The sequence below is a fragment of the Variovorax sp. UC122_21 genome (genome assembly GCF_044056785.1).
GTDB lineage: Bacteria > Pseudomonadota > Gammaproteobacteria > Burkholderiales > Burkholderiaceae_C > Variovorax.
The window spans coordinates 1,727,858-1,748,740 of record NZ_CP172003.1 but is presented as its reverse complement, the minus strand read 5'-3'; the positions used below and the strand labels follow the sequence as shown (position 1 = coordinate 1,748,740).

Below are 20,883 nucleotides of genomic sequence, written 5' to 3'. Positions count from 1 at the left end.
ACATGTCCTCAGAGCTGGCGCGCCACGTGCGGGTCGAGCGCATCGCGCAGGCCGTCGCCCAGCAGGTTGATCGCCAGCACCGTGAGCCCGAGCAGCAGGCCCGGGAACACGATGGGATAGAACACGATCGCGATCAGGTTACGGCCTTCCGAGATCATGTTGCCCCAGCTCGGCACCTGCGGCGGCACGCCGACGCCGAGGAAGGACAGCGCGGCCTCGGCCAGCACGGCCGACGCGGCGATGAAGGTGGCCTGCACCAGCAACGGCGCCAGGATGTTGGGCAGCACGTGCCGCCACAGGATGGTGCGCAGCCGCGTGCCCAGCGCATGCGCGGCCTCGACGTAGAGCCGCTCGCGCAGCGACAGCGAGAGCGCGCGCACCAGCCGCACCATGCGCGGCACCTCGGGCACGGTGATGGCGACGATCACGGTCGTCAGGCTGGCCTTGGTGAGCGCCATCAGCGCGATCGCCAGCAGGATGCCGGGGATCGCCATCAGGCCGTCCATCACGCGCATGATCGGCCCGTCGGTCCAGCGCACGAAGCCCGCCAGCAGGCCGAGCAGCACGCCCAGCAGCGTGGCCAGCAACGCCACCGAGGCGCCGGTCACGAGCGAGACGCGCGCGCCCCAGACGGCGCGGCTGAAGGTGTCGCGCCCGAGCGCGTCGGTGCCGAAGTAGTGCTCGGCCGAGGGCGCCTTCATGCGCGCGATCGGGTTGATGGCCTGGGGATCGTGGGTCGCGATCCACGGCGCGCCCAGCGCGGCCGTGACCACCACCAGCAGGATCAGCACGCCGAGGATCAGCGTGTAGTGCTTGCGCAGCAGCCGCAGCGCCGGCGAGGGAGGACGCCGCGCGGCGCCGGGGTTCAGGATGGCTTCGGTCATTCGCGGGCCTCAATAGCGGATGCGCGGGTCGAACAGGCTGTAGCTCAGGTCGACCAGCAGGTTGATCAGCACATAGGCCGCCGCCGACAACAGCAGCAGGCTCTGGATCACCGGGTAGTCGTGGTGCTGCACCGCGTCGACCACCAGGCTGCCGAGTCCGGGGATCGAGAACACGGTCTCGGTGACCACCACGCCGCCCAGCAGCAGCGCGATGCCCACCCCGATGGTGGTGACGATCGGGACCGCCGCGTTGCGCAGCGCATGGCCCAGCACCGGCAGCACGCCCAGGCCCTTGGCGCGCGCGGTGCGGATGTAGTCCTCGTGCAGCACCTCGAGCATCGACGCACGCGTCATGCGCGTGAGCAGCGCGGTGTAGAGCAGCCCGAGGTTCAGGCACGGCAGCACCAGGTGCTTGAGCCAGGGCAGCACGCCCTCGGCGATGCCGCGGTAGCCCTGCACCGGCAGCCACTGCAGCTTGAGCGCGAAGGTGTAGACCAGCAGGTAGCCGGTGAGGAACACCGGCATCGAGAACGCGCACACCGCGAACACCATCACCAGCCGGTCGATCCAGCTGCCGGCGCGGTAGGCCGCGAGCACGCCCAGCGGGATCGACAGCATCACCGCCACCAGGATGGTGAAGAAGGCGATCGACAGCGTGGCGCCGATGCGCTGGCCCAGCAGCTGCGACACCGGCATCTGGTTGAACAGCGAGACGCCGAAGTCGCCGCGCATCACGTTGCCGACCCAGACCACGAACTGGTGCCACAGCGGCTGGTCCAGCCCCAGGGCGGCGCGCGTCTGCGCGATCTGCTCGGGCGTGGCGAAGTCGCCGACGATCAGCAGCACCGGGTCGCCGGGAGCGAGGTGGATCAGCAGGAACACGATCACCGACACCACCAGCATCACCGGCACCGTGGCGAGCACGCGCCGGATCACATATTCCATGCCGCGGTCCCCTTACTTCTCGACGTTCCACATGATCGGGATGCCCATGCCGAACAGCTCGGTGCCCTTCACGTCCTTGCGTGCCGCGAAGGTGGCCGGGTACTGGCCGTAGGGGATGTAGGGCGGCGCCTCATAGAAGCGGCGCTGCAGGTTGTCGACCAGCTGCTTGCGCTTGGCGGCGTCGCCCTCGCGGATCCAGGCGTCACGCAGTTCGTCGATCTTCGCGTCGCAGGGCCAGCCCGGCACCACGCTGCCCTTGCACGACGAGAGCACCCAGCCGTTGGTCAGCGGCGTGTCGACGTCGGCGTTCTTCGAGGCCGTGAGGTAGAGGCTCCAGCCGCCTTGCGCCGGGCCTTCCTTCTTGTAGACGCGCGCCAGCACCGAGGACTGGTCCATCACCTGCACGTCGAGGTTCAGGCCGGCCTTCTTGAGGTACTGGATCCAGATCAGCGCGGCCATCGACTGCGTGCCGTCGGTGGGCTGCAGGAACACGATCTTCTCGCCCTTGTAGCCGGCCTCCTTGAGCAGCGCCTTGGCCTTCTCGAAGTCCTGCTTCCTGAACGCTTCCGCGCCCGCGGCGGTCTCGTTGGGCGCGCCGCACATGAACACGGCCGGGCAGTAGAAGGACTTGCCGGGCTCGGGCGTGAAGCCCATGCCCGCGAGGATCTCCTCCTGGTTCACCAGGTGCAGCAGCGCCGCGCGCGCCTTCGGATTGTTGAACGGCGGCGCCAGCGTGTTGGCCACCATGAACGGCTGCCAGATGCCGGTCTGCGCCAGCCGCACGTTGGCGTCGGTGCGCAGCGCGGCCTGGTAGTCGGGCGGCACCACGTTGACGATGTCGACCTCGCCGTTCTTCAGCGCCGAGGTGGAGGTGTTGGCATCGGGCATGTAGCGCCATTCGACGCGGTCGAGCTTCACGCGCTTGCCGCCGGCCAGGCCATCGGCCGGCTCGCTGCGCGGCACGTAGTTGGGATTGCGCACGAACACCATGCGGTTGCCCGGGATCCATTCGTCGCGCTTGAACATGAACGGGCCCGAGCCGATGGGTTCGGGGATCGGCGCATCGGGGAAGGCCTTGGCCTGCTTCTCGGGCACGATGAACAGCGTCTTGGCCGCGAGGATCAGCGGCACCTGGCCCATGCCTTCCTTGAGCTGCAGCGAGAAGGTCTTGTCGTCGACCACCTTCCACTCCGCGCCCGAGTCGGCCAGCAGCAGGCCCATGGTCGCGCGCTTGGCCCAGCGCTGCAGCGTGGCCACCACGTCGGCCGATGTCACGGCGCTGCCATCGGAGAACTTCAGGCTAGGGCGCAGGGTGAAGGTCCAGGCCTTGTTGTCGGGCGACTGCGTGAAGCGCTCGAGCATCTGCGGCTTGGGCTCGCCCTTGCTGTCGCGCGAGAACAGCGTGTCGAAGGCCATGTAGCCGTAGTCGCGCGTCACGTAGGTGTTGCTGAACAGCGGGTCGACCACCTTGAGGTCGTTGTTGATCGCCATGCGCAGGGTCTTGGCGGCCGGCGCGTGTGCGTTCTGCGCGCACACGGCGGTCGCGGCCGCGCCCACCGCGCATGCCACCGCCCAGCCGGCGAGCCGTGCGTACAGGGGAGGGGAATTCTTCATGAGCCGGGTTCCTTTCAGGGTTTCGAGGGTTCGTGGAAAAACGCTGGAAATCTCTCGATATGAAATTTGATACACGATATATCATGTGTCAAACGAAGACAATCCGGGCATCTCCCATGCAAGAGCTGTGCGCGCTTTCTCTTTCTGCGCCGACCTTGCGGCAGGCGCTGTGCTCGCGATGCCGGCGGCGCTCGCGCGCCGCGGCCTCAGGCCGGCGTGAGCCGCGCGTGCGAAGCGGCCTCGGCCGCGACGGTGCGCCAGTCGTAGTGCATCGGCACCGTTTCCGCGCGCCGCCAGGTGTCGCTCTGGTCGGCGTAGTGCGCATCGCGCGGATCGCCGGCCGCGCCGTGGAACACGATCCAGCGGCAGGCGTCCCACTGCCCCACGTCGAACACGTAGCGCGCCAGCGAGGCGTAGTGCGCGTGCAGGCCCAGGTGCGGCAGGTAGCCGGTGGTGAAGACGGTTTCGTTGTCGCCGCCGATCGCGCCCATGTCGCGCGGCGCCACCAAGGGCTCGGCGGGGAACACCGGCGCCAGCGGATGGCGCAGCTCGAGCCGGTGCCGCTCGCCCCATGCCGCCACCGGCAGGCGCGCGACCTCGGCCAGGGCCTCGGTCAGCACCTCGTCCCAGCCCGCGCCGCCGAGCAGCGCGCGATCGTCGGCACGCAGCAGCTGCGGCACGCACCAGCCGAGCTGGTAGTCGATCGCCAAGCCGGGCGGCACGGTGCGCTGCCGGCTCACGTCGAGCGCGGCGAGCCCGCTGCGCCGCGCCACCGCGCGCGCCAGCGCCATGCGCAGCGAAACATAGGCATCGGCCTCCTGCGAATCGGCCTCGAGGCGTGCGTCCCAGGCCACGAGGCGGTCGCGCAATGCACGCGACGGGGCATCGGCCAGCGTCAACGGTGCGAGCCGCGCACAGATTTCGCGCGCCGGCAGGCTCAGCGTGTCGCGGTGCACGGCCTCCATGCCGGCGACGTCGGCCGACTCCATCGCCGCGAGCAGCTGCCAGATGCGCTGCGCGCGATGCGGCGGATGGCAGTCGGTGCAGAGATAGTCGTCGTGGCGCTCGACCACGCGGTTGTTGGCGGTGACGATGAGGCCCGCTTCGGGATCGATCTGGCGCGGCATGCGTTCCCAGTCGATCCAGCCTTTCCAGGCATGGCGGTCGAGCCAGCCCGGCACCGGCAGCCAGCCGTTGGCGGCCGCGCGCCGCGGCACCTTGGCGCGCACGTGGTGGCCGATGTGGCCCTGGGTGTCGCCGGCCACCAGGTTGTGGTCGACCAGGCCCCAGCCGCGCACCGACTCGAACAGCGCATCGACGCTGCGCGCCTCCATCATCGGGCGCATGCAGTCGAGCGAGCGGTCGGCCTCCACGTCGGCCGAGTGGCGCAGCACCAGCGCGCTGCCGCTCTTCGCATCGCCGGCCACCACCGGCCCGCGCGCGGTCACGAGGATCTCGCAGTCCACGTCGGCCTGGCCGCGCACGCGGATGCGCTCCACGCGGCGCTCGACCTCGGCCCATTGCGCCTCGCCGCCGCCGGGCGCGTCGCTGCGCAGGTAGCGCCGGCCCTCGTCCGCGAAGCGCTCGAGGTAGACGTCGGCCGTGTCGACGAAGGCCACCGTCACGCACCACGCCACGTCGGGGTTGTGCGCGAAGTGCGGAAAGCCCGGCACGCCCGGCGAGGTCAGGCCGATCACGTCGAAGGCATCGCAGGCCAGGTGGCACTGCAGGTACATGTTGGGCATGTCGAGCACGCGGTGCGGATCGCCGGCCACCAGCGGCCGGCCGCTGCGCGTGCGGCTGCCGTGCACCGCCCAGTTGTTGCTGCCGCCGCCGGCCGCCTCGGTGTCGGCCTCGCCGATGAAGGCCGAGATGGCATCGGCCAGCTCGGCCATGTCGGGCGACAGGCGCCCGGCCAGCGAACCCGGCGGCAGGCAGACCAGTTCCTCGCCGCCGTCGTCCATGCGCAGGCGATCGATCGCCTCGGCGCCGATCACCGGCAGCGCGATGGCGCGCCACAGCTTCGGATAGACCGAGTTCAGCAGCAGTCCGGTCTGGCGCAGCACCGCGATGCTGTGCCATTCCTCCCAGGGCTCGGGCGTCTCGCCGAGCAGCGCGTACTCGTGCGACAGCTCGCCCTTCGCGATGAAGGCGTTGACGCCCGCGGTGTAGGCCGTGAGCATGGCGCGCGCTGGCGCGCCGAGCGCGGCCAGGTCGCGGCGGCTGCACTCGGCCAGGCCGAGCCGGCGCACCAGCATGTCCATCGGCACAGCGGCCGGGCCGATCCATTCGGCATAGCGGCCGATCGCGCGGCGGCGCAGCGCGTCCATCTGCCACAGGCGGTCGCTCGCATGCACGTGGCCGAGCGCGAAGAAGGCGTCGTCGGCGTTGGCGGCGCGCAGATGCGGAATGCCCCAGGCATCGCGCCACAGGTCCACCGGGGCGTGCAGTCCCTTCAGCGGGTGGGTCGTGTTCATCGGGTGGTGCTCCTTGTCTCGTTCGTTCTTTGGCGTGTGTGCGGGAGCCCGCCCCTCAATCCATGCGCAGCGCGGGCGGCGCCATCCGCAGGAAGGGACTGAGGCTTTCGTAGAGGTGGGTGAGCTGCAGCACCGAGAGGTCGTCGCGCGGGCGACCGATGATCTGCATGCCCATCGGCAGGCCGCGCGCATCGAAGCCCACGGGCAGGCTGATGACCGGGCAGCCCGACAGCGTGCCGGGCGTGACCACTTCCATCCAGCGGTGGTAGCTGCTCATGGCACGGCCCGCGATCTCGCGCGGCCAGTGCGCCTCGATCGCGAAGGGGAAGACCTGCGCGGTCGGCAGCGCGAGGAAGTCGTGCCGTTCGAACAGGCCCAGCAGGCAGTCGTACCAGGCGGTGCGGTCGAGTGCGGCGCGATAGAGGTCGTCGGCCGAGAGCTTGCGGTACTGCTCGATCTCCCATTGCAGCTCGGGCTTCTGCAGCGCGCGCGAGGCCGGCACGTCGTAGTGCGCGCCATGCTTGCCGCCGATGATGAACTGGCGCAGCACGGTGAAGGCCTGCCAGACGCGCTTCCAGTCGAAGTCGGTACGCACCGGCTCGACCCGCAGGCCCGCATCGCCGAAGCGCGCGAGCGCCGCTTCGCACAGCGCGAGGATGCCGGGCTCGAACGGCAGGTGGCCGCCGAGGTCGCCGAGCCAGCCGATGCGCGCACCCGCGAAATCTCGTTCGAGGCGGTCGTGCCAGTCGGGCACCGCACCGTCGAGCGACAGCGGCGCGCGCGCGTCGTAACCCGACTGTACCGACAGCAGCAGCGCCAGGTCGTCGGCGCTGCGGCCCATCGGGCCTTCGGTGGTCAGCTGCCCGGCGAAGGCATCGCCGCGCGGCCAGAACGGCACCCGCCCCTGCGAGGGCCGCAGCCCCAGCACGTTGTTGAAGGCCGCCGGGTTGCGCAGCGAGCCGCCCATGTCGGCGCCGTCGGCCACCGGCAGCATGCGCAGCGCGAGCGCCACCGCGGTGCCGCCGCTGGAGCCGCCGGCGCTGAAGCGCGGGTCCCAGGCATTGCCGGTGGCGCCGAACACCGGGTTGTAGGTGTGCGAGCCCAGGCCGAACTCGGGCACGTTGGTCTTGCCGATGAAGATCGCGCCGGCCGCGCGCATGCGCTCGACCATGATCGCATCGGCCGCCGGCAGGTGGTCGGCGAACAGCGGCGAGCCGAAGGTGGAGCGCATGCCGCGCACCGGCGCCGTGTCCTTGATCGCCTGCGGCAGGCCGTGCAGCGCGCCGAGTGCGTCGCCGCGCGCCACCGCGGCATCGGCCGCGTCGGCCTCGGCCAGCACCTGCTCGCGCTCGACGCGCGAGACGATCGCGTTGAAGCGCGGGTTGAGCGCATCGACTTGCTGCAGGAAGGCGCTCAGCACTTCGCGCGACGACAGCGCGCGGCGCCGGATCAGCGCGGCCAGCTCGCGCGCGGGCAGCCGGCAGAGCTCGGGCACCAGCACGGCGTCGGTCATCGCGTCGTCTCGCCCGACGCCAATGCCGCGCGCACCGCATCGGCGATGCCCTGCGCCGTGAGGCCGTGGCGCTCGAACAGCCAGGGCATCGACGCGCCCTGCGCGAAACGGTCGCGCACGCCCAGGCGCACCAGCCGCGTGCCGGCACCGGCCTCGGCCAGCACCTCGGCCACCGCAGAGCCCAGGCCGCCGACGATCGAGTGGTTCTCCACCGTCACGATCAGGCGCCGGCGCGCAAGCTGCCGCTGGATGAAGGCCTCGTCGAAAGGCTTGAGCGTGTGCGCGTTGGCCACGGCGACCGCGATGCCCTGGGCGCGCAGCGCGCGCGCCGCCGCCTTCGCGGGCTCGACCATCAGGCCGCTCGCGACGATCAGCGCCTCGCCATCGCCGTCGTCCAGCGGCTGGATGCGGCCGAGCTCGAGCGGCTCCCAGGGCGTGCCCTCGGGCAAGGCCGCGGACGCACGCAGCAGCCGCAGGTACACCGGACCCTTGTGGTCGGCCGCGGCACGCACCGCGGCCGGCACCTGCGCCGGGCCCGAGGGCTCGATCACCGTCATGTTCGGCAGCGCACGCATCAGCGCGATGTCGTCGATCGCCTGGTGGCTCACGCCGAGGATGGTCGACAGGCCCGGCAGGAAGCCGACGATCTTGACGTCGGTGCGCGGATAGGCGACCTGCATCGCGATCTGGTCGAAGGGCCGGCGCGTGGCGAACACGCAGAAGGTATGGACCCAGGCCTGCAGCCCGCTGCGCGCGAGGCCGCCGGCCACGCCCACCATGTTGGCCTCGGCGATGCCGGGGTTCAGGAAGCGCTCGGGGAAGGTGTCGCGGAAGATGTCGGTCTCGGTCGACGAGGTGAGGTCGGCCGACAGCGCGACGATGTTCCGGCGTTCACGCGCGAGTGCGAGCAGCGCCTCGCCGTAGTAGCGCGGCACCGAAGATGCACCCGCCGACTGCGCGGCCGACATCGCGGTGTGGGCACCGCCCTGCGTGAAGTCCTCGACCTCGAGCGCGCGCGCGCCGGCGCCTTGATGTTCGCGTTCATGCCATCTCTCCCAGTTCGCGCAGCGCCGCGTCGGCCACCTCGGCCGGCAGCTTCGCGTTGTGGCTGATCACGCCCTCGAGCAGGCTCACGCCCTTGCCGGGCACCGTGGTGGCGACAATCATGGTCGGCCGCGCGGTCTGCCCGCGCGCGGCCGCGAAGGCCGCGAGCAGCGCCTCGAGATCGTGGCCGTCGAGCTCGATCACCTGCCAGTTGAAGGCACGAAACTTGTCGGCGATGGGCGAGAGGCGCAGCACGCTGTCGGTGTGGCCCTCGACCTGCATCCAGTTGAGGTCGAGCACCACGCAGAGGTTGTGCAGGCCCTCGGAGCCCGCGAGCATCGCGGCCTCCCAGACCTGGCCCTCCTCGAGCTCGCCGTCGCCGAGCACCACGTTCACGCGGTAGTCGATGCCGCGGATGCGCGAGGCCAGCGCCATGCCGGCGGCCACCGACATGCCCTGGCCCAGCGAGCCGAAGGTGCCTTCGACCACGGGGCCGAGCCGCTCGGAGACGTTGATCTCGAGCGCCGAGCCGTCCTTCACGTAGTCGTCGAGCGACGCCGAGGGGATCATGCCGCGCAGCGCGAGCGCCGCATGGAACAGCGCGGAGTTGTGCGCGGTCGAGAGGATGCAGCGGTCGCGCTCCTCCCAGCGTGCGTCGGCGGGGTCGATGCGCGCCTCGTGGAAGTAGAGGCTGGCGAAGATCTCGGCGGCGCCCAGGCCCTGCTGAACGTAGCCCTGGCCATGGCGGCGCACGAGCTCGATGACCTGGCGGCGCAAGGTGTGCGCCACGCGCCGGAGTTCCGGCACGGGCAGCGCGAGGCGGTCGCGGCGTTGCCAGTCGGGAGGGAATGCCGTGGGGTGCAGGGCGCTGCCGGGGTCCGTCATGTCGGGCTTTTCTTTCTGCTGGAGGGGGGTGGCTGGTTGCGCAGCGCGAGCAGTTCTTCGGCGCGCGCGGGATCGGCGTCGATCTCCCCGAGCACGCGCACGAAGTCGCGGCCGCCCTCGATCAGGTCCTGCTCGATGGCGTGGCGCACCAGCGCGGTGTCGCGCTGCTGCAGCCCGCGCAGCACGTTCACGTGCTGGTGCTCGGCGTCGTAGGTCGGATGGCCGTGCGGGTAGAGGAAGTTCAGCATCGGTCCGACCTGCACCCAGATGCGGTCCAGCAGCTCGGTGAGCTGCGGCATGCCCGAGTGGCGGTAGATGCCGAAGTGGAAGTCGAAGTTGTGCTGCAGCGCGGCGCGGTAGTCCTTGGTCTTCTCCGCGCGCACCAGCAGGCGATGGCTTTCCGTCAGCTGCTTGATCGTGGCGTTGTCGAGCAGGGGCACGGCACGCTCGGCCGCCAGCGGCTCGAGCGCGAAGCGGATGTCGCGCAACTCGAGGTACTCGGCCAGCGAGAGCTGGCGCACGCGGATGAAGTAGCCCTCCTTCATCTCGAGCGCGCGGTCGCGCACCAGCTGGATCAGGGCTTCGCGCACCGGCGTCTCGCTGGTGCCCATGGTCTTGGCCAGGTCGCGGATCTTCAGGCGCTGGCCCGGCTGGAAAGTGGCCGACATCAGCTGCTCGCGCAGATGCTCGTAGATCTGGCTCGCGAGGTTGGTGCGTTCGACCACGTTGATGACGGGGGTTGCCATGGCTTCTCTCTCCTTGAGTGCGGGTGCGTGAATCGCGCGGCTATTGTGGCGTTCGCGTTTCAGGGACTCGCACGTGGGAGCGGCTCAGCGGTGGCCGAAGCGTTGGGCGACGGCGGCAAAGGCCGGCGTCGGTGGCCTGCAGGGCCCGATCGATGTCTTGCACGGTGTGTGCCAGCGACAGGAACATGTTGTGCTTGGGATGCAGGTAGACGCCGCGGCGCAGCGCCTCGACGGTGAACACCGCGCCCTTGTCGTAGCCTGGGTCCTCGTCGAACAGGATCAGCGGCAGCGCCGCCGGCCCCGTCTGTCGCACCGGCACGCCATGGCTCGCGGACTGCGCGGCGATGCCGTCGCGGAAACGCTGGCCCATGGCCTGCACATGGCCCACCACGTCCTGCGCATCGGCCACTTCGATCGTCGCCAGGCCCGCGGCCATCGCCACGCCGCCCGACCAGAACGAGCCCGTGGTGTAGATGCGCGTGGCCGCTTCGCGCAGCGCATCGACGCCGGTCACGGCCGCAAGCGCATACCCATTGGCGATCGACTTGCTCCAGGCGCTGAGGTCAGGCCGCACGCCCACGGTCTCCCAGCTGCCGCCCGCATGCACGCGAAAGCCCGCGCGCACCTCGTCGAGGATCAGCGCGGCACCGGCCTGGTCGCACAGCTCGCGGGCACGGCGCGCGAACTCGGGCGTGGGCAACTCCTGGTCGATGCCCAGGTCGTGCTTGAAGGCCGCGCAGACGATGGCGGCGAGGTCCGTGCCTGCCTGAGCAACGGCAGCCTCGAGGCTCGCGATGTCGTTGTAGGTGTAGTGGATCAGGTGCGCGCGGTCCTCGGGCGTGATGCCCTGCGGGATCGGCGTGCACCAGGGATCTGCACCGTGGTAGGCCTTGGTCGCGACCAGCACCTTGCGCTTGCCCGTGGCCGCGCGCGCCACCATGAGGCAGACGGTGGTGGCATCGGTGCCGTTCTTCTGGAACAGCACCCAGTCGGCATGGGCGCTGCGCGCGACGAAGCGTTCGGCCAGTTCGACGAAGCGCGCCGTGGGACCGTCGAGGCAGTCGCCCAGCGCCTGTTGCCTGCGCGCCGCCTCATCGACCACCGGATGGTGATGACCCAGCAGGTTCGGGCCCCAGCTGCACATGAAGTCGATGTATTCGTTGCCGTCAACGTCCCAGACGCGGCAGCCCTGGCCGCGCTCGAAGAACTGCGGATAGCCCGCGGGCAGCGAGGCCGCGTTCAGATGCCCCGTCATGCCGCCGGGCACGACCTTGGCGGCACGCTGCCGGAGCTGGAGATCGTGACGGTTCGACAAGGGGGACGAGGCGGCGGGAGACACGGACGGCATGCGGGATCCTTGGCTGCTTTTTCGAAGTTTGACACATGATATATCATGTTTGATGTAGTGCAAACCCGGTGGATCGCGGTCGCGGCGCCTCTGGCGCGCGGGGTCGTGGCCCATGAAAAAGCCCTCGGCCAAGCGCTCGAACTGGTGTGTGGCCTGGGTCAGCCATGTCTACCCGTGACCACACGCGTGACCTCGGCAACGCGCGGCCGCACCGCCACTTGAAGCCACTGAACTCGGCGCCGCGCCCGGCCAGCGAGCGGCTACCGAAAACCCGGGATGGCCGCCCCCGCCGGCTGAGCAACAATCACCGCTTTGCGGTAGATCACGTCAGGCGAATGCGCGCTCCCTCTCTCTCGGTCCGGCTCCTGCTGGTGGCCTCGGCAGCCCTGCTGCCGCTGGCCGTCGTCTGCGGCTTCGCGCTCAACGGGCTGCTGCAGGCCCAGCGCGCGCAGACCCAGACCTCCACCATGGGCGTGGCGCGCGCGCTCGCCACCTCGGTCGACAGCGAGCTGCGGCTCACGATCTCGGCGCTGCAGGCGCTGGCGCTGGCCGAGCCGCTGGGCGCCAGCGAGGACAGCGGGCTGATCGACGCACTGGTGCTCGCCAAGGCGTTGCGGGCCACGCACCCCGAATGGCGCGGCGTGCTGCTGATCGCGCCCTCGGGCAAGGTGGTCTTCAGCAGCGAGGGCTCGGTGGCCGGACCCGACGGCGAGGTGGTCGAGGCTGCCAGCCTGGCCGAGGTGATCCGCACGCGCCAGCCCGGCATCGGCGCGCTGACGCCGGGGCCGCGCGGCAACCTGGCCTTCGCGGTGCGGGTGCCGGTGGTGCGCGACGACGCGGTGCGCTACGTGCTCACCGCCATCGTGCGGCCCGAGGCCATCGGCGCCGTGCTGGCGCGCCAACGCGTGCCCGAGGGCTGGGCAGTCTCGGTCTTCGATTCGGCGCTGACGCGCGTGGCGCGCTCGCGCGAGGACGATCGCTTCCGTGGCCGGCCGCCCAGCGACAGCCTGCGCGCGATGCTGCAGACGATGAAGGACCGGCGCGAATACGTGGGCACCACGCACAACGTCGACGGCACCGAGGTGCAGACGGCGGTGGCGCGCATCGACGTCGCGCCCTGGATCGTCGCGCTCGGCGCGCCCACCGCCGTGGCCGACGACGCGCTGCGCCGCACCCTGGTCGCCTATGGCGGCGGCCTGCTGGTGTCGCTGCTGCTCGGCGCGCTCGCGGCCTGGTGGATGTCGCGCTCGATCACGCGGCCGATGGCGCGCCTGCGCCGCAGCGCCGATGCGCTCGGGCATGGCCTGCCGGTCTCGACCCATGCCTCGGGCATCGCCGAGATCGACGCCGTGGCGCATGCGCTGGCCGATGCCGTCACCCAGCGCACCGAACACGAGGCCGAGCGCGACAGCCTGCTGAACGCCGAGCGCGAGGCACGCACCGTGGCGCAGGCCGCGCAGACCCAACTCGAGCGTCTCGTGAGCGCGAGCGCGGTGCTGTCGCGCTCGCTCGAGGAGGAATCGACCCTGCAGGCCATCGCCGGCATCATCGTGCCGCACGTGGCCGACCTGTGCCGCATCGACCTGCTCGACGAGCACGACGTGCTCGAGCGCAAGCTCACCCACCATGCCGATCCCGCGCGCAGCGCCGAGATCGCGACCTTCGTGGACAACAGCGCGGCCCCGACCACGGGCCCCGGCTCGTTCCCCTGGGCCGTCGCCAGCGGCCAGACCTTCATCGGCAACCTCGACAACCCCGGCGACTTCGAGCTGCTCGACCCGCAGCTGCGCGCCTTCGTGCAGATGCTGGGCATCACGGCCGGCTGCGTGGTGCCGCTGGTGGCGCGCGGCCGCACCATCGGCGCGATGGCGATCCTGCAGGACCGCTCGAAGCGGCGCTTCTCGCCGGCCGACGGTGCCCTGATCGGCGAACTCGCGCAGCGCGCCGCGCTGGCCCTGGACAACGTGCGCCTGCTCGCGCGCGCCCGCAAGGCGCAGACCCAGGCCGAGGTGGCGAGCCAGGCCAAGGACGAGTTCCTCGCCATGCTGGGCCATGAGCTGCGCAACCCGCTGGCGCCGATCTCGCTCGCGCTCACGCTGATCGAACGCAAGGACGAGAAGGCCTTTCCGCGCGAGCGCCAGATCATCGAGCGCCAGGTGCGCCACCTGTCGCGGCTGGTCGACGACCTGCTCGACATCTCGCGCATCGTGTCGGGCAAGATCGTGCTGCGCCCCGAGCCGGTCGATCTGCGCGACGTGGCCGCCAAGGCGATCGAGCTCACGCAGCCCGCGCTGCAGCCGCGCGCGCGCATGCCGCGCCTGAGCCTGCCCGACCAGCCGGTGCCGGTGCTCGGCGATCCGCTGCGGCTGGTGCAGATCGTGTGCAACCTGCTGAACAACGCCGCCAAGTTCACCCAGCCCACCGACGACATCGCGCTCGACCTGCGCATGGCTGGCGGCCAGGCCGAGCTGTCGATCAGCGACGAGGGCATCGGCATCGCGCCCGATCTGTTGCCCCATGTGTTCGACCGCTTCGTGCAGGGCGCGCAGCAGCTGCAGCGCGCGGCCGGCGGCCTGGGCCTGGGCCTGGCCATCGCGCAGAGCCTCGCGAAGCTGCATGGCGGGCTGATCGAAGCGCAGAGCGCCGGCGAGGGACGGGGCAGCCGCTTCATCGTGCGCCTGCCGCTGGCCGGCGCTGCGGCCCCCGAACCCGAAGCGCCCGCCGATGCGGCCGCCGTCGGCGCGCCCGCGCTGCGCCTGCTGCTGGTCGACGACAACATCGACGCGCTCGACGTGCTGGCCGAGTGGTTCGCGCTCGAAGGCCACGAGGTGCGCAAGGCCGGCAGCGCCGAGGAAGCGCTGCAACTGCTCGAGGCCGGGCCCGTGGACGCGGGCATCTTCGACATCGGCCTGCCCGGCATGAGCGGGCATGAACTCGCGCGCCGCGTGCGCGATCGTGAGCGCGAATCGGGCACGCGACGGATCGCGCTGCTCGCGCTGACCGGCTACGGCCAGGAATCGGACCGGCGCCAGGCGCTGGAGGCCGGCTTCGACGCGCACTTCTCGAAGCCGGCCGACCTCGGCAAGCTGCGCGAGGCGCTGCACCAGCTCACGGACGACGCGCCGGCCACCGCCTGAGCGGTGGCGTTGTCAGTCGAGCCTTTGCTGCTGCGGCAGCGAGGTGATGAAGAAGCGGATCGGCACCTCGCGCCAGACCACGGTGCCGTCGTCGGGCGTGGGCTTGAACTGCCACTTCCAGACCGTCTCGACCGCCGAGCGGTCCAGGCGCGGATAGCCGCTCGATTTCTGCACCTCGATCGCGGCCGGCTTGCCCGCCGGCGTGGTGCGCACGCGCAGCATCACCATGCCCTGCTCGCCATTCGTGCGCGACTCGGCGGGGTACGGCGCATTGGGATTGGGCGGGTTGGGCTTCCATTCGCCGGGGTCGGCGGGCGGGCTCGCGGCGCAGGCGGCCAGCAGCGAAAGGACGAGGCCCGCAAGCAGCATTCGCGCGAGAGAGGGACGGATGTTCATGAGGCTGTTGTCGTGATTGTGGTCTCTGTCGACGGCATTCTGCATCGCAGTACCGAGGCTGCCGCCTCGCATCATCCCGGATACAGGCGCGCAGTCAGGCTCGCACTGGCCTTCTGCAGCGCCGGCAGAAAAGCCTCGCGAAACTCGACCAGCGTCATGCGCTCGGTGCGCACCGCGATGCTCATCGCCGCCACCACCTGCTGCGCGCGGTCTCGCACCGGTACGGCCATCGAGCGCACGCCGAGCTCGAGCTCGCCGTCGTTGCTGGCGTAGCCCTCGCGCCGGCAGCGCGCGACGATGGCCAGCACCTCGGCCGCGTCGGTAACGGTGCGCGGCGAGAGCCGCGGGCGCGGCATGGCGCGGATGCGGCGCTCGGCCTCCTCGGGCGGCAGGCTCGCGAGCAGCACGCGGCCCAGCGCCGCGCAGTAGGCCGGCAGGCGCGAGCCGATGCCCAGGCCGGTGCTGAGACTGCGCCGCGCGGTGGAGCGCGCGATGATGATCGCGTCGTCGTCCTGCAGCAGCGCGAGCGAGGCCGACTCGCGCGTGCGCTCCGACAGCGCGTCGAGCAGCGGCTGCGCCACCGAAGGCTCGGGCCGCGACGCGAGATAGGCATGCGCCACCAGCAGCGCCTTCGGCAGCAGCCAGAAGCGCTTGCCGTCGCTGTCGATATAGCCGAGCGCGCGCAAGGTCAGCAGCGAGCGCCGCGCCGAGGCCGGCGTGCTCAGCGTGAGTCGCGCGACCTCCGACACGTTGAGGCGGCTGTGCTGGCGGCCGAAGCAGGTCAGCACGGCCAGTCCCTTCTCGAGCGAGGCGACGAAGTTCTTGTCGGGAGCGGGCTCTTCCTCATTCGGTGCTTCGGTTCCGTTTTTGCGCATAGCGCAAATCTAGCTTGTCCGGCCACCTGCTCGCAAGGACACTGAAAACCCCTCGATGCACGACCAAGACGGAGACACACGATGTTCCACAGACTCGCCGCGCGCACGCTCGGCCTGGCGGCCCTGGCCGCGCTGATGCTGCCCGCGCTGCCGCCCGCCGCGCAGGCGCAGACCGCCAACGAGAAGGTCGCGCGCATGATCGTGCCCTTCCCCGCCGGCGGCACCGCCGACATCCTGCCGCGCGTGGTGGCCGACAAGCTGCGCGACCAGTTCCCCGGCGGCCTCGTCATCGAGAACCGCACGGGCGCCGGCGGCAACATCGGCGCCGACGTGGTCTACCGCGCCGAGCCCGACGGCAAGACGCTGCTGGCCTCGCCGCCAGCGCCGATCGCGATCAACCAGCACCTCTACAAGAAGCTGGGCTTCGATCCCACGCGCTGGGTGCCGGTGACGGTGCTCGCGACGGTGCCCAACGTGTTGGTGGTGAACCCGAAGCTGCCGGTGCACAACGTGGCCGAGTTCATCGCCTACCTCAAGGCCAACCCGGGCAAGGTGAGCTTCGCCTCGCAGGGCAACGGCACCACCTCGCACCTCACGGCCAGCCTGTTCATGCAGCTCACGGGCACCGAGATGACGCACGTGCCGTACAAGGGCACGGCGCCCGCGCTGGTCGACCTGATCGGCGGACAGGTCGACGTGTTCTTCGACAACATCTCCTCCTCGCTGCAGTTCGCGCGCACCGGCAAGGTCCGCATCCTCGCGGTGGCCGACGAGCACCGCAGCCCCGCGCTGCCCGAGGCGCCGACCTTCGCCGAGCAGAAGCTCCCCGCGATGAATGCCGTGACCTGGTTCGCGGTGGTCGCGCCGCCAGGCACGCCGGCACCGGTCGTGGCCTCGACGCAGAAGGCCATCGCCACCGCGCTCGCGCTGCCCGACGTGAAGCAGAAGTTCGCCGAACAGGGCGCCGAGCCGCGCGGCTGGGACAGCGCCCGCACCGGCCAGTTCATCCAGGCCGAGTCCGCCAAGTGGCACAAGGTCATCCAGAGCGCCAACGTCACCCTCGAGTAAGCCCGCCATGTCCATCGCTTCATCCACCGCGTCCGCGCAACCGATCCACTGGTCGGGGCCCGGCCTCACGCGCATCCCCTTCGGCGTCTACAGCGACGCGCAACTGGCCGCCGACGAGCAGGCGCGCATCTTCCGCGGCGAGACCTGGAACTACCTGTGCCTCGAGGCCGAGCTGCCCGAGGGCGGCAGCTACCGCACCACCTTCGCGGGCGAAACGCCGGTGGTGGTGGTGCGCGACGACGACGACGAGATCTATGCCTTCGAGAACCGCTGCGCGCACCGCGGCGCGCTGATCGCGCTCGAGAAGTCGGGCCGCAGCGAGAACTTCCAGTGCGTCTACCACGCCTGGAGCTACAACCGCCAGGGCGACCTCACGGGCGTGGCCTTCGAGAAGGGGGTGAAGGGCCAGGGCGGCATGCCCGCGAGCTTCTGCAAGGAAGCACACGGGCCGCGCAAGCTGCGCATCGCGCGCTTCTGCGGCCTGGTGTTCGGCAGCTTCTCGGAGGACGTGCCCTCGATCGAGGAATACCTCGGCGACGAGATCTGCGCGCGCATCGAGCGCGTGCTGCACAAGCCGGTGGAGGTGATCGGCCGCTTCACGCAGGCGCTGCCCAACAACTGGAAGCTCTACGTCGAGAACGTGAAGGACAGCTACCACGCGAGCCTACTGCACCTGTTCTTCACCACCTTCGAGCTCAACCGCCTGTCGCAGAAGGGCGGCGTGATCGTCGACGAGAGCGGTGGCCACCACGTGAGCTATTCGATGATCGACGCGGCCGCGGAAAAGGATGCGTCGTACAAGGAACAGGCGCTGCGCTCCGACAACGACCGCTATCGCCTGAAGGACCCGAGCGTGCTCGCGGGCTTCAAGGAATACGACGACGGCGTGACCTTGCAGATCCTCTCGGTATTCCCGGGCTTCGTGCTGCAGCAGATCCAGAACTGCCTCGCGGTGCGCCAGGTGCTGCCCAAGGGCACAGCGCGCACGGAACTCAACTGGACCTACATCGGCTATGTCGACGACACGCCCGAACAGCGCCGCGTGCGGCTCAAGCAGTCGAACCTGGTCGGGCCCGCGGGCTTCATCTCGATGGAGGACGGCGCGGTCGGCGGCTTCGTGCAGCGCGGCATCGCGGGCGCGGCCGACCAGGAGGCCATCGTCGAGATGGGCGGCGACGGCGCCGTCTCGAGCGAAGGCCGCGCCACCGAGGCCTCGGTGCGCGGCTTCTGGAAGGCCTATCGCCAGCACATGGGCGCTTGAGCACCCGACGAGGAAAGAACACCCATGATCGACCTGCTGGCGCTGTGCGCCTTCAACGCGGCCTATGCCGATGCCATCGACAGCGATGCGCTCGAGCGCTGGCCCGACTTCTTCGCCGACGACTGCCACTACCGCATCACCCACGTCGAGAACGAGCGCGAGGGACTGCCCGCGGGCATCGTCTACGCCGACTCGCGCGCGATGCTCGAGGACCGCATCGCCGCGCTGCGCGAGGCCAACATCTACGAGCGGCAGCGCTACCGCCATCTGCTGGGCATGCCGCTGCTGCTCGAGGCCGAGGGCGACACGGCGCGCGCGCGCACGCCCTTCATGGTGGCGCGCATCATGGCCACGGGACAGACCGAGATGTTCGCCACCGGCAGCTACGAGGACCGCTTCGTGCGGCGCGACGGCCGCCTGCTGCTGCAGTCGCGCGTGGCCGTGTGCGACAGCACCGTGACCGATACCCTGCTCGCGCTGCCGCTGTGACCATCGAGTCTTTCTCATCGAACGCCACGTCGGCTCGCGCTCACGGCGGGCGACCCCAACGGCATCGGGCCCGAGATCGCGCTGAAGGCCCTGGACGCGCTGCCGCGCGAAGACCGCGAACGCATCGCGCTGTACGGACCGGCCAATGTGTTCGAACGCACGGCGGCGCAGCTCGGCCTCGACGCGTTGCTGCGCGATACGGCGCTGGTCACGACCGGCGACCTCGAAGCGCGACCCGGACAGATCGACGCCGCAGCGGGCGCTTCCGCAATCGCATCGGCCACGGCCGCGCTGCAGGCCTGCCGGCGCGGCGAGGTCGATGCGGTGGTCGCCTGCCCGCACCACGAGACCGCGATCCATCGCGCCGGCATCGCCTTCAGCGGCTATCCCTCGCTGGTGGCGCACGTCTGCGGCATGGCCGAGGACCGCGTGTTCCTGCTGCTCGTGGGCGGCGGGTTGCGCATCGTGCATGCGACGCTGCACGAGAGCGTGCGCACCGCGCTCGAACGTATGACGCCCGCGCTGGTGGCCGAGGCGATCCGTGCCGGCGCGCGGGCCTGCGCGCTGCTGGGCGTGGCCCGGCCTTCGATCGGCGTGTTCGGCATCAACCCGCATGCCTCCGAGGGCGGGCTGTTCGGGCCCGAGGACGCGGCGATCGTCGCCCCGGCGGTCGAGGCCGCGCGCGCCGAGGGCCTGCGCGTGGCCGGCCCCGCGGGCGCCGACCTGCTGCTCGCGGACCGCGCACACGATCTCTACGTGGCGATGTTCCACGACCAGGGCCACATTCCCGTCAAGCTGCTGGCGCCGCGCGCCGCGAGCGCTTTGAGCATCGGCGCCGATGCGTTGCTGTCGAGCGTGGGCCATGGCAGCGCGATGGACATCGCGGGCCGCGGCATCGCGAGCCCCGAGGCCGTGCTGCGCACCATCGCACTGCTGTCGGGCGCGCCGCGAGCCACTGGCGAGGTCGTGCCATGAGCCAGCGCATCGCCATCGCCGACAGCGACCTGGCCTTCGACGGCAACGAGGGCGAGACCGTGCTCGACGCCGCCTTGCGCGCCGGCATCGAGCTGCCCCATTCCTGCCGCAAGGGCGTGTGCGGCAACTGCGCGGGCACGGTCGCGCACGGCGAGGTCGCGCCCACGGGCCGCGGCGCGATGGTCAACGAGACCTGCGGGCCGGGCCAGGTGCTGTTCTGCATGTGCACGGCCGCGAGCCCCGCGCTCGAGATCCGGCCGGTGTCGTGGCGGCGCGTCGATCCCGCGGCGCGCAAGCGCTTTGTGGCCAAGGTGTTTCGCCACCAGCTCGCGGCGCCCGACGTCTCGCTGCTCCAGCTGCGGCTGCCCGCGGGCCAGCGTGCGCGCTTCCAAGCCGGCCAGTACCTGCAGCTGAAGCTCGACGACGGCAGCACGCGCTGCTACTCGATGGCCAATCCGCCGCACGAGAGCGACACGCTGACGCTGCATGTGCGCCATGTGCCCGGCGGTGCCTTCAGCGCGCGCGTGCCGCGGCTCGAAAGCGGCGAGCTGCTCGAGGTGGAGCTGCCGTTCGGCGCGTTCTCGCTGGCCGGTGGCAGCGAGGACACCGGCCCGCTGGTCTTCGTGGTCGGCGGCACCGGTTTCGCGCCGGTCAAGTCCATCCTCGACGACCTGATGAAGCGCCGCGTCGACCGGTCGATCACGCTGCTGTGGGGCGCGCGCCGCGCACAGGACATCTACCTGCCCGCGGCGGTCGCGCGCTGGCAGCGGCAATGGCCGTCGCTGCGCTTCGTCGCGGCCTTGAGCGACGAGGACGCGACGCTCGACGAGAGCCTGCGCGCCGAACAGGTTCGCGGCCGGGCCGACGAGGCGCTGGTGCAGGCCTGCCCCGACCTGCGCGGGCATGCGCTGTACTGCTGCGGTTCGCCCGCGATGGTGGCGGCGGTGCGCGAGGCCGCGCTCGCGCGCTGCGGCCTCGATGCCGCCGACTTCCATTCCGACGTGTTCGTGGAGGGTCCGGCGGCCTAGAACCGCGCTCAGCCGTGGCGCTGGTTGATCAGCGCAATCAGCGCATGCGGCTGCAGCGGCTTGCCCAGGTGCGCATCGAAGCCGGCCTCGGTCGCCTTGGTGTGGTCCTGCGGCCGGGTGAAGGCGGTGTGGGCGATCGCGTAGATCCGCGGCTCGCCGCGCGCGGACCTCGAGCTGACGCAGCTCGCGGATCAGGTC

The 20,883-nt window shown here is 70.8% G+C and carries 17 protein-coding genes; 6 read left to right on the top strand and 11 right to left on the bottom strand.

The window, feature by feature from the left end:
* Positions 1 to 8 precede the first annotated feature (8 nt).
* From ACHMXE_RS09020 to ACHMXE_RS08980, 9 genes are all read right to left on the bottom strand, one after another.
* Entirely contained in the window at positions 9 to 884 is an 876-nt protein-coding gene (locus tag ACHMXE_RS09020; RefSeq protein ID WP_057597733.1) for an ABC transporter permease, read from the bottom strand.
* 9 nt (positions 885 to 893) lie between these two features.
* Complete coding sequence (locus ACHMXE_RS09015; protein ID WP_395345761.1) at positions 894 to 1,829, bottom strand: ABC transporter permease; 936 nt, start codon at positions 1,827 to 1,829, stop codon at positions 894 to 896.
* Between the two features lie 12 nt (positions 1,830 to 1,841).
* On the bottom strand, positions 1,842 to 3,443 hold the full coding sequence (locus tag ACHMXE_RS09010) for an ABC transporter substrate-binding protein (protein ID WP_395345759.1): 1,602 nt from the start codon (positions 3,441 to 3,443) through the stop codon (positions 1,842 to 1,844).
* Between the two features lie 206 nt (positions 3,444 to 3,649).
* Entirely contained in the window at positions 3,650 to 5,920 is a 2,271-nt protein-coding gene (locus ACHMXE_RS09005; protein ID WP_395345757.1) for a penicillin acylase family protein, read from the bottom strand.
* Between the two features lie 55 nt (positions 5,921 to 5,975).
* Entirely contained in the window at positions 5,976 to 7,433 is a 1,458-nt protein-coding gene (locus tag ACHMXE_RS09000) for an amidase (protein ID WP_395345755.1), read from the bottom strand.
* Entirely contained in the window at positions 7,430 to 8,401 is a 972-nt protein-coding gene (locus tag ACHMXE_RS08995) for a transketolase family protein (protein WP_395345753.1), read from the bottom strand. The genes ACHMXE_RS09000 and ACHMXE_RS08995 overlap by 4 nt, the downstream gene beginning before the upstream one ends.
* A 73-nt stretch (positions 8,402 to 8,474) precedes the next feature.
* On the bottom strand, positions 8,475 to 9,362 hold the full coding sequence (locus ACHMXE_RS08990) for a transketolase (protein WP_209545615.1): 888 nt from the start codon (positions 9,360 to 9,362) through the stop codon (positions 8,475 to 8,477).
* Positions 9,359 to 10,108 (bottom strand): GntR family transcriptional regulator, encoded by a 750-nt coding sequence (locus ACHMXE_RS08985; protein ID WP_395345751.1) that lies wholly within the window; start codon positions 10,106 to 10,108, stop codon positions 9,359 to 9,361. Before ACHMXE_RS08985 ends, ACHMXE_RS08990 begins: the two co-directional genes overlap by 4 nt.
* A gap of 40 nt (positions 10,109 to 10,148) precedes the next feature.
* On the bottom strand, positions 10,149 to 11,423 hold the full coding sequence (locus ACHMXE_RS08980) for an aminotransferase class III-fold pyridoxal phosphate-dependent enzyme (protein ID WP_395345749.1): 1,275 nt from the start codon (positions 11,421 to 11,423) through the stop codon (positions 10,149 to 10,151).
* A 368-nt stretch (positions 11,424 to 11,791) separates the two neighbouring features.
* Here ACHMXE_RS08980 and ACHMXE_RS08975 point away from each other — a divergent pair, with 368 nt between their 5' ends.
* Positions 11,792 to 14,593 (top strand): ATP-binding protein, encoded by a 2,802-nt coding sequence (locus tag ACHMXE_RS08975; protein ID WP_395345747.1) that lies wholly within the window; start codon positions 11,792 to 11,794, stop codon positions 14,591 to 14,593.
* Positions 14,594 to 14,605: 12 nt separating this feature from the next.
* Here ACHMXE_RS08975 and ACHMXE_RS08970 read toward each other — a convergent pair whose 3' ends face one another.
* Positions 14,606 to 14,989, bottom strand: coding sequence for an energy transducer TonB (locus ACHMXE_RS08970; RefSeq protein WP_395345745.1), 384 nt, complete (start codon positions 14,987 to 14,989; stop codon positions 14,606 to 14,608).
* 71 nt (positions 14,990 to 15,060) lie between these two features.
* Positions 15,061 to 15,864: an IclR family transcriptional regulator C-terminal domain-containing protein gene (locus ACHMXE_RS08965; protein WP_395345743.1), complete on the bottom strand. Its 804-nt coding sequence runs from the start codon at positions 15,862 to 15,864 to the stop codon at positions 15,061 to 15,063.
* An 81-nt stretch (positions 15,865 to 15,945) separates the two neighbouring features.
* Here ACHMXE_RS08965 and ACHMXE_RS08960 point away from each other — a divergent pair, with 81 nt between their 5' ends.
* The 5 genes from ACHMXE_RS08960 (at position 15,946) to ACHMXE_RS08940 (ending at position 20,685) form a co-directional block, all read left to right on the top strand.
* The gene (locus tag ACHMXE_RS08960; RefSeq protein ID WP_057593900.1) at positions 15,946 to 16,932 is read left to right on the top strand and encodes a tripartite tricarboxylate transporter substrate binding protein; all 987 of its coding nucleotides are present in this window, start codon (positions 15,946 to 15,948) and stop codon (positions 16,930 to 16,932) included.
* A 7-nt stretch (positions 16,933 to 16,939) separates the two neighbouring features.
* Positions 16,940 to 18,193 carry an aromatic ring-hydroxylating dioxygenase subunit alpha gene (locus ACHMXE_RS08955; RefSeq protein ID WP_395345741.1) on the top strand — a complete coding sequence of 418 codons (1,254 nt, stop codon included), beginning with the start codon at positions 16,940 to 16,942 and terminating at the stop codon, positions 18,191 to 18,193.
* A gap of 24 nt (positions 18,194 to 18,217) precedes the next feature.
* Complete coding sequence (locus tag ACHMXE_RS08950) at positions 18,218 to 18,682, top strand: aromatic-ring-hydroxylating dioxygenase subunit beta (RefSeq protein WP_395345739.1); 465 nt, start codon at positions 18,218 to 18,220, stop codon at positions 18,680 to 18,682.
* Between the two features lie 63 nt (positions 18,683 to 18,745).
* Positions 18,746 to 19,657 carry a PdxA family protein gene (locus ACHMXE_RS08945; RefSeq protein ID WP_395347334.1) on the top strand — a complete coding sequence of 304 codons (912 nt, stop codon included), beginning with the start codon at positions 18,746 to 18,748 and terminating at the stop codon, positions 19,655 to 19,657.
* Complete coding sequence (locus tag ACHMXE_RS08940) at positions 19,654 to 20,685, top strand: 2Fe-2S iron-sulfur cluster-binding protein (protein WP_203207816.1); 1,032 nt, start codon at positions 19,654 to 19,656, stop codon at positions 20,683 to 20,685. Before ACHMXE_RS08945 ends, ACHMXE_RS08940 begins: the two co-directional genes overlap by 4 nt.
* Positions 20,686 to 20,883: the final 198 nt, after the last annotated feature.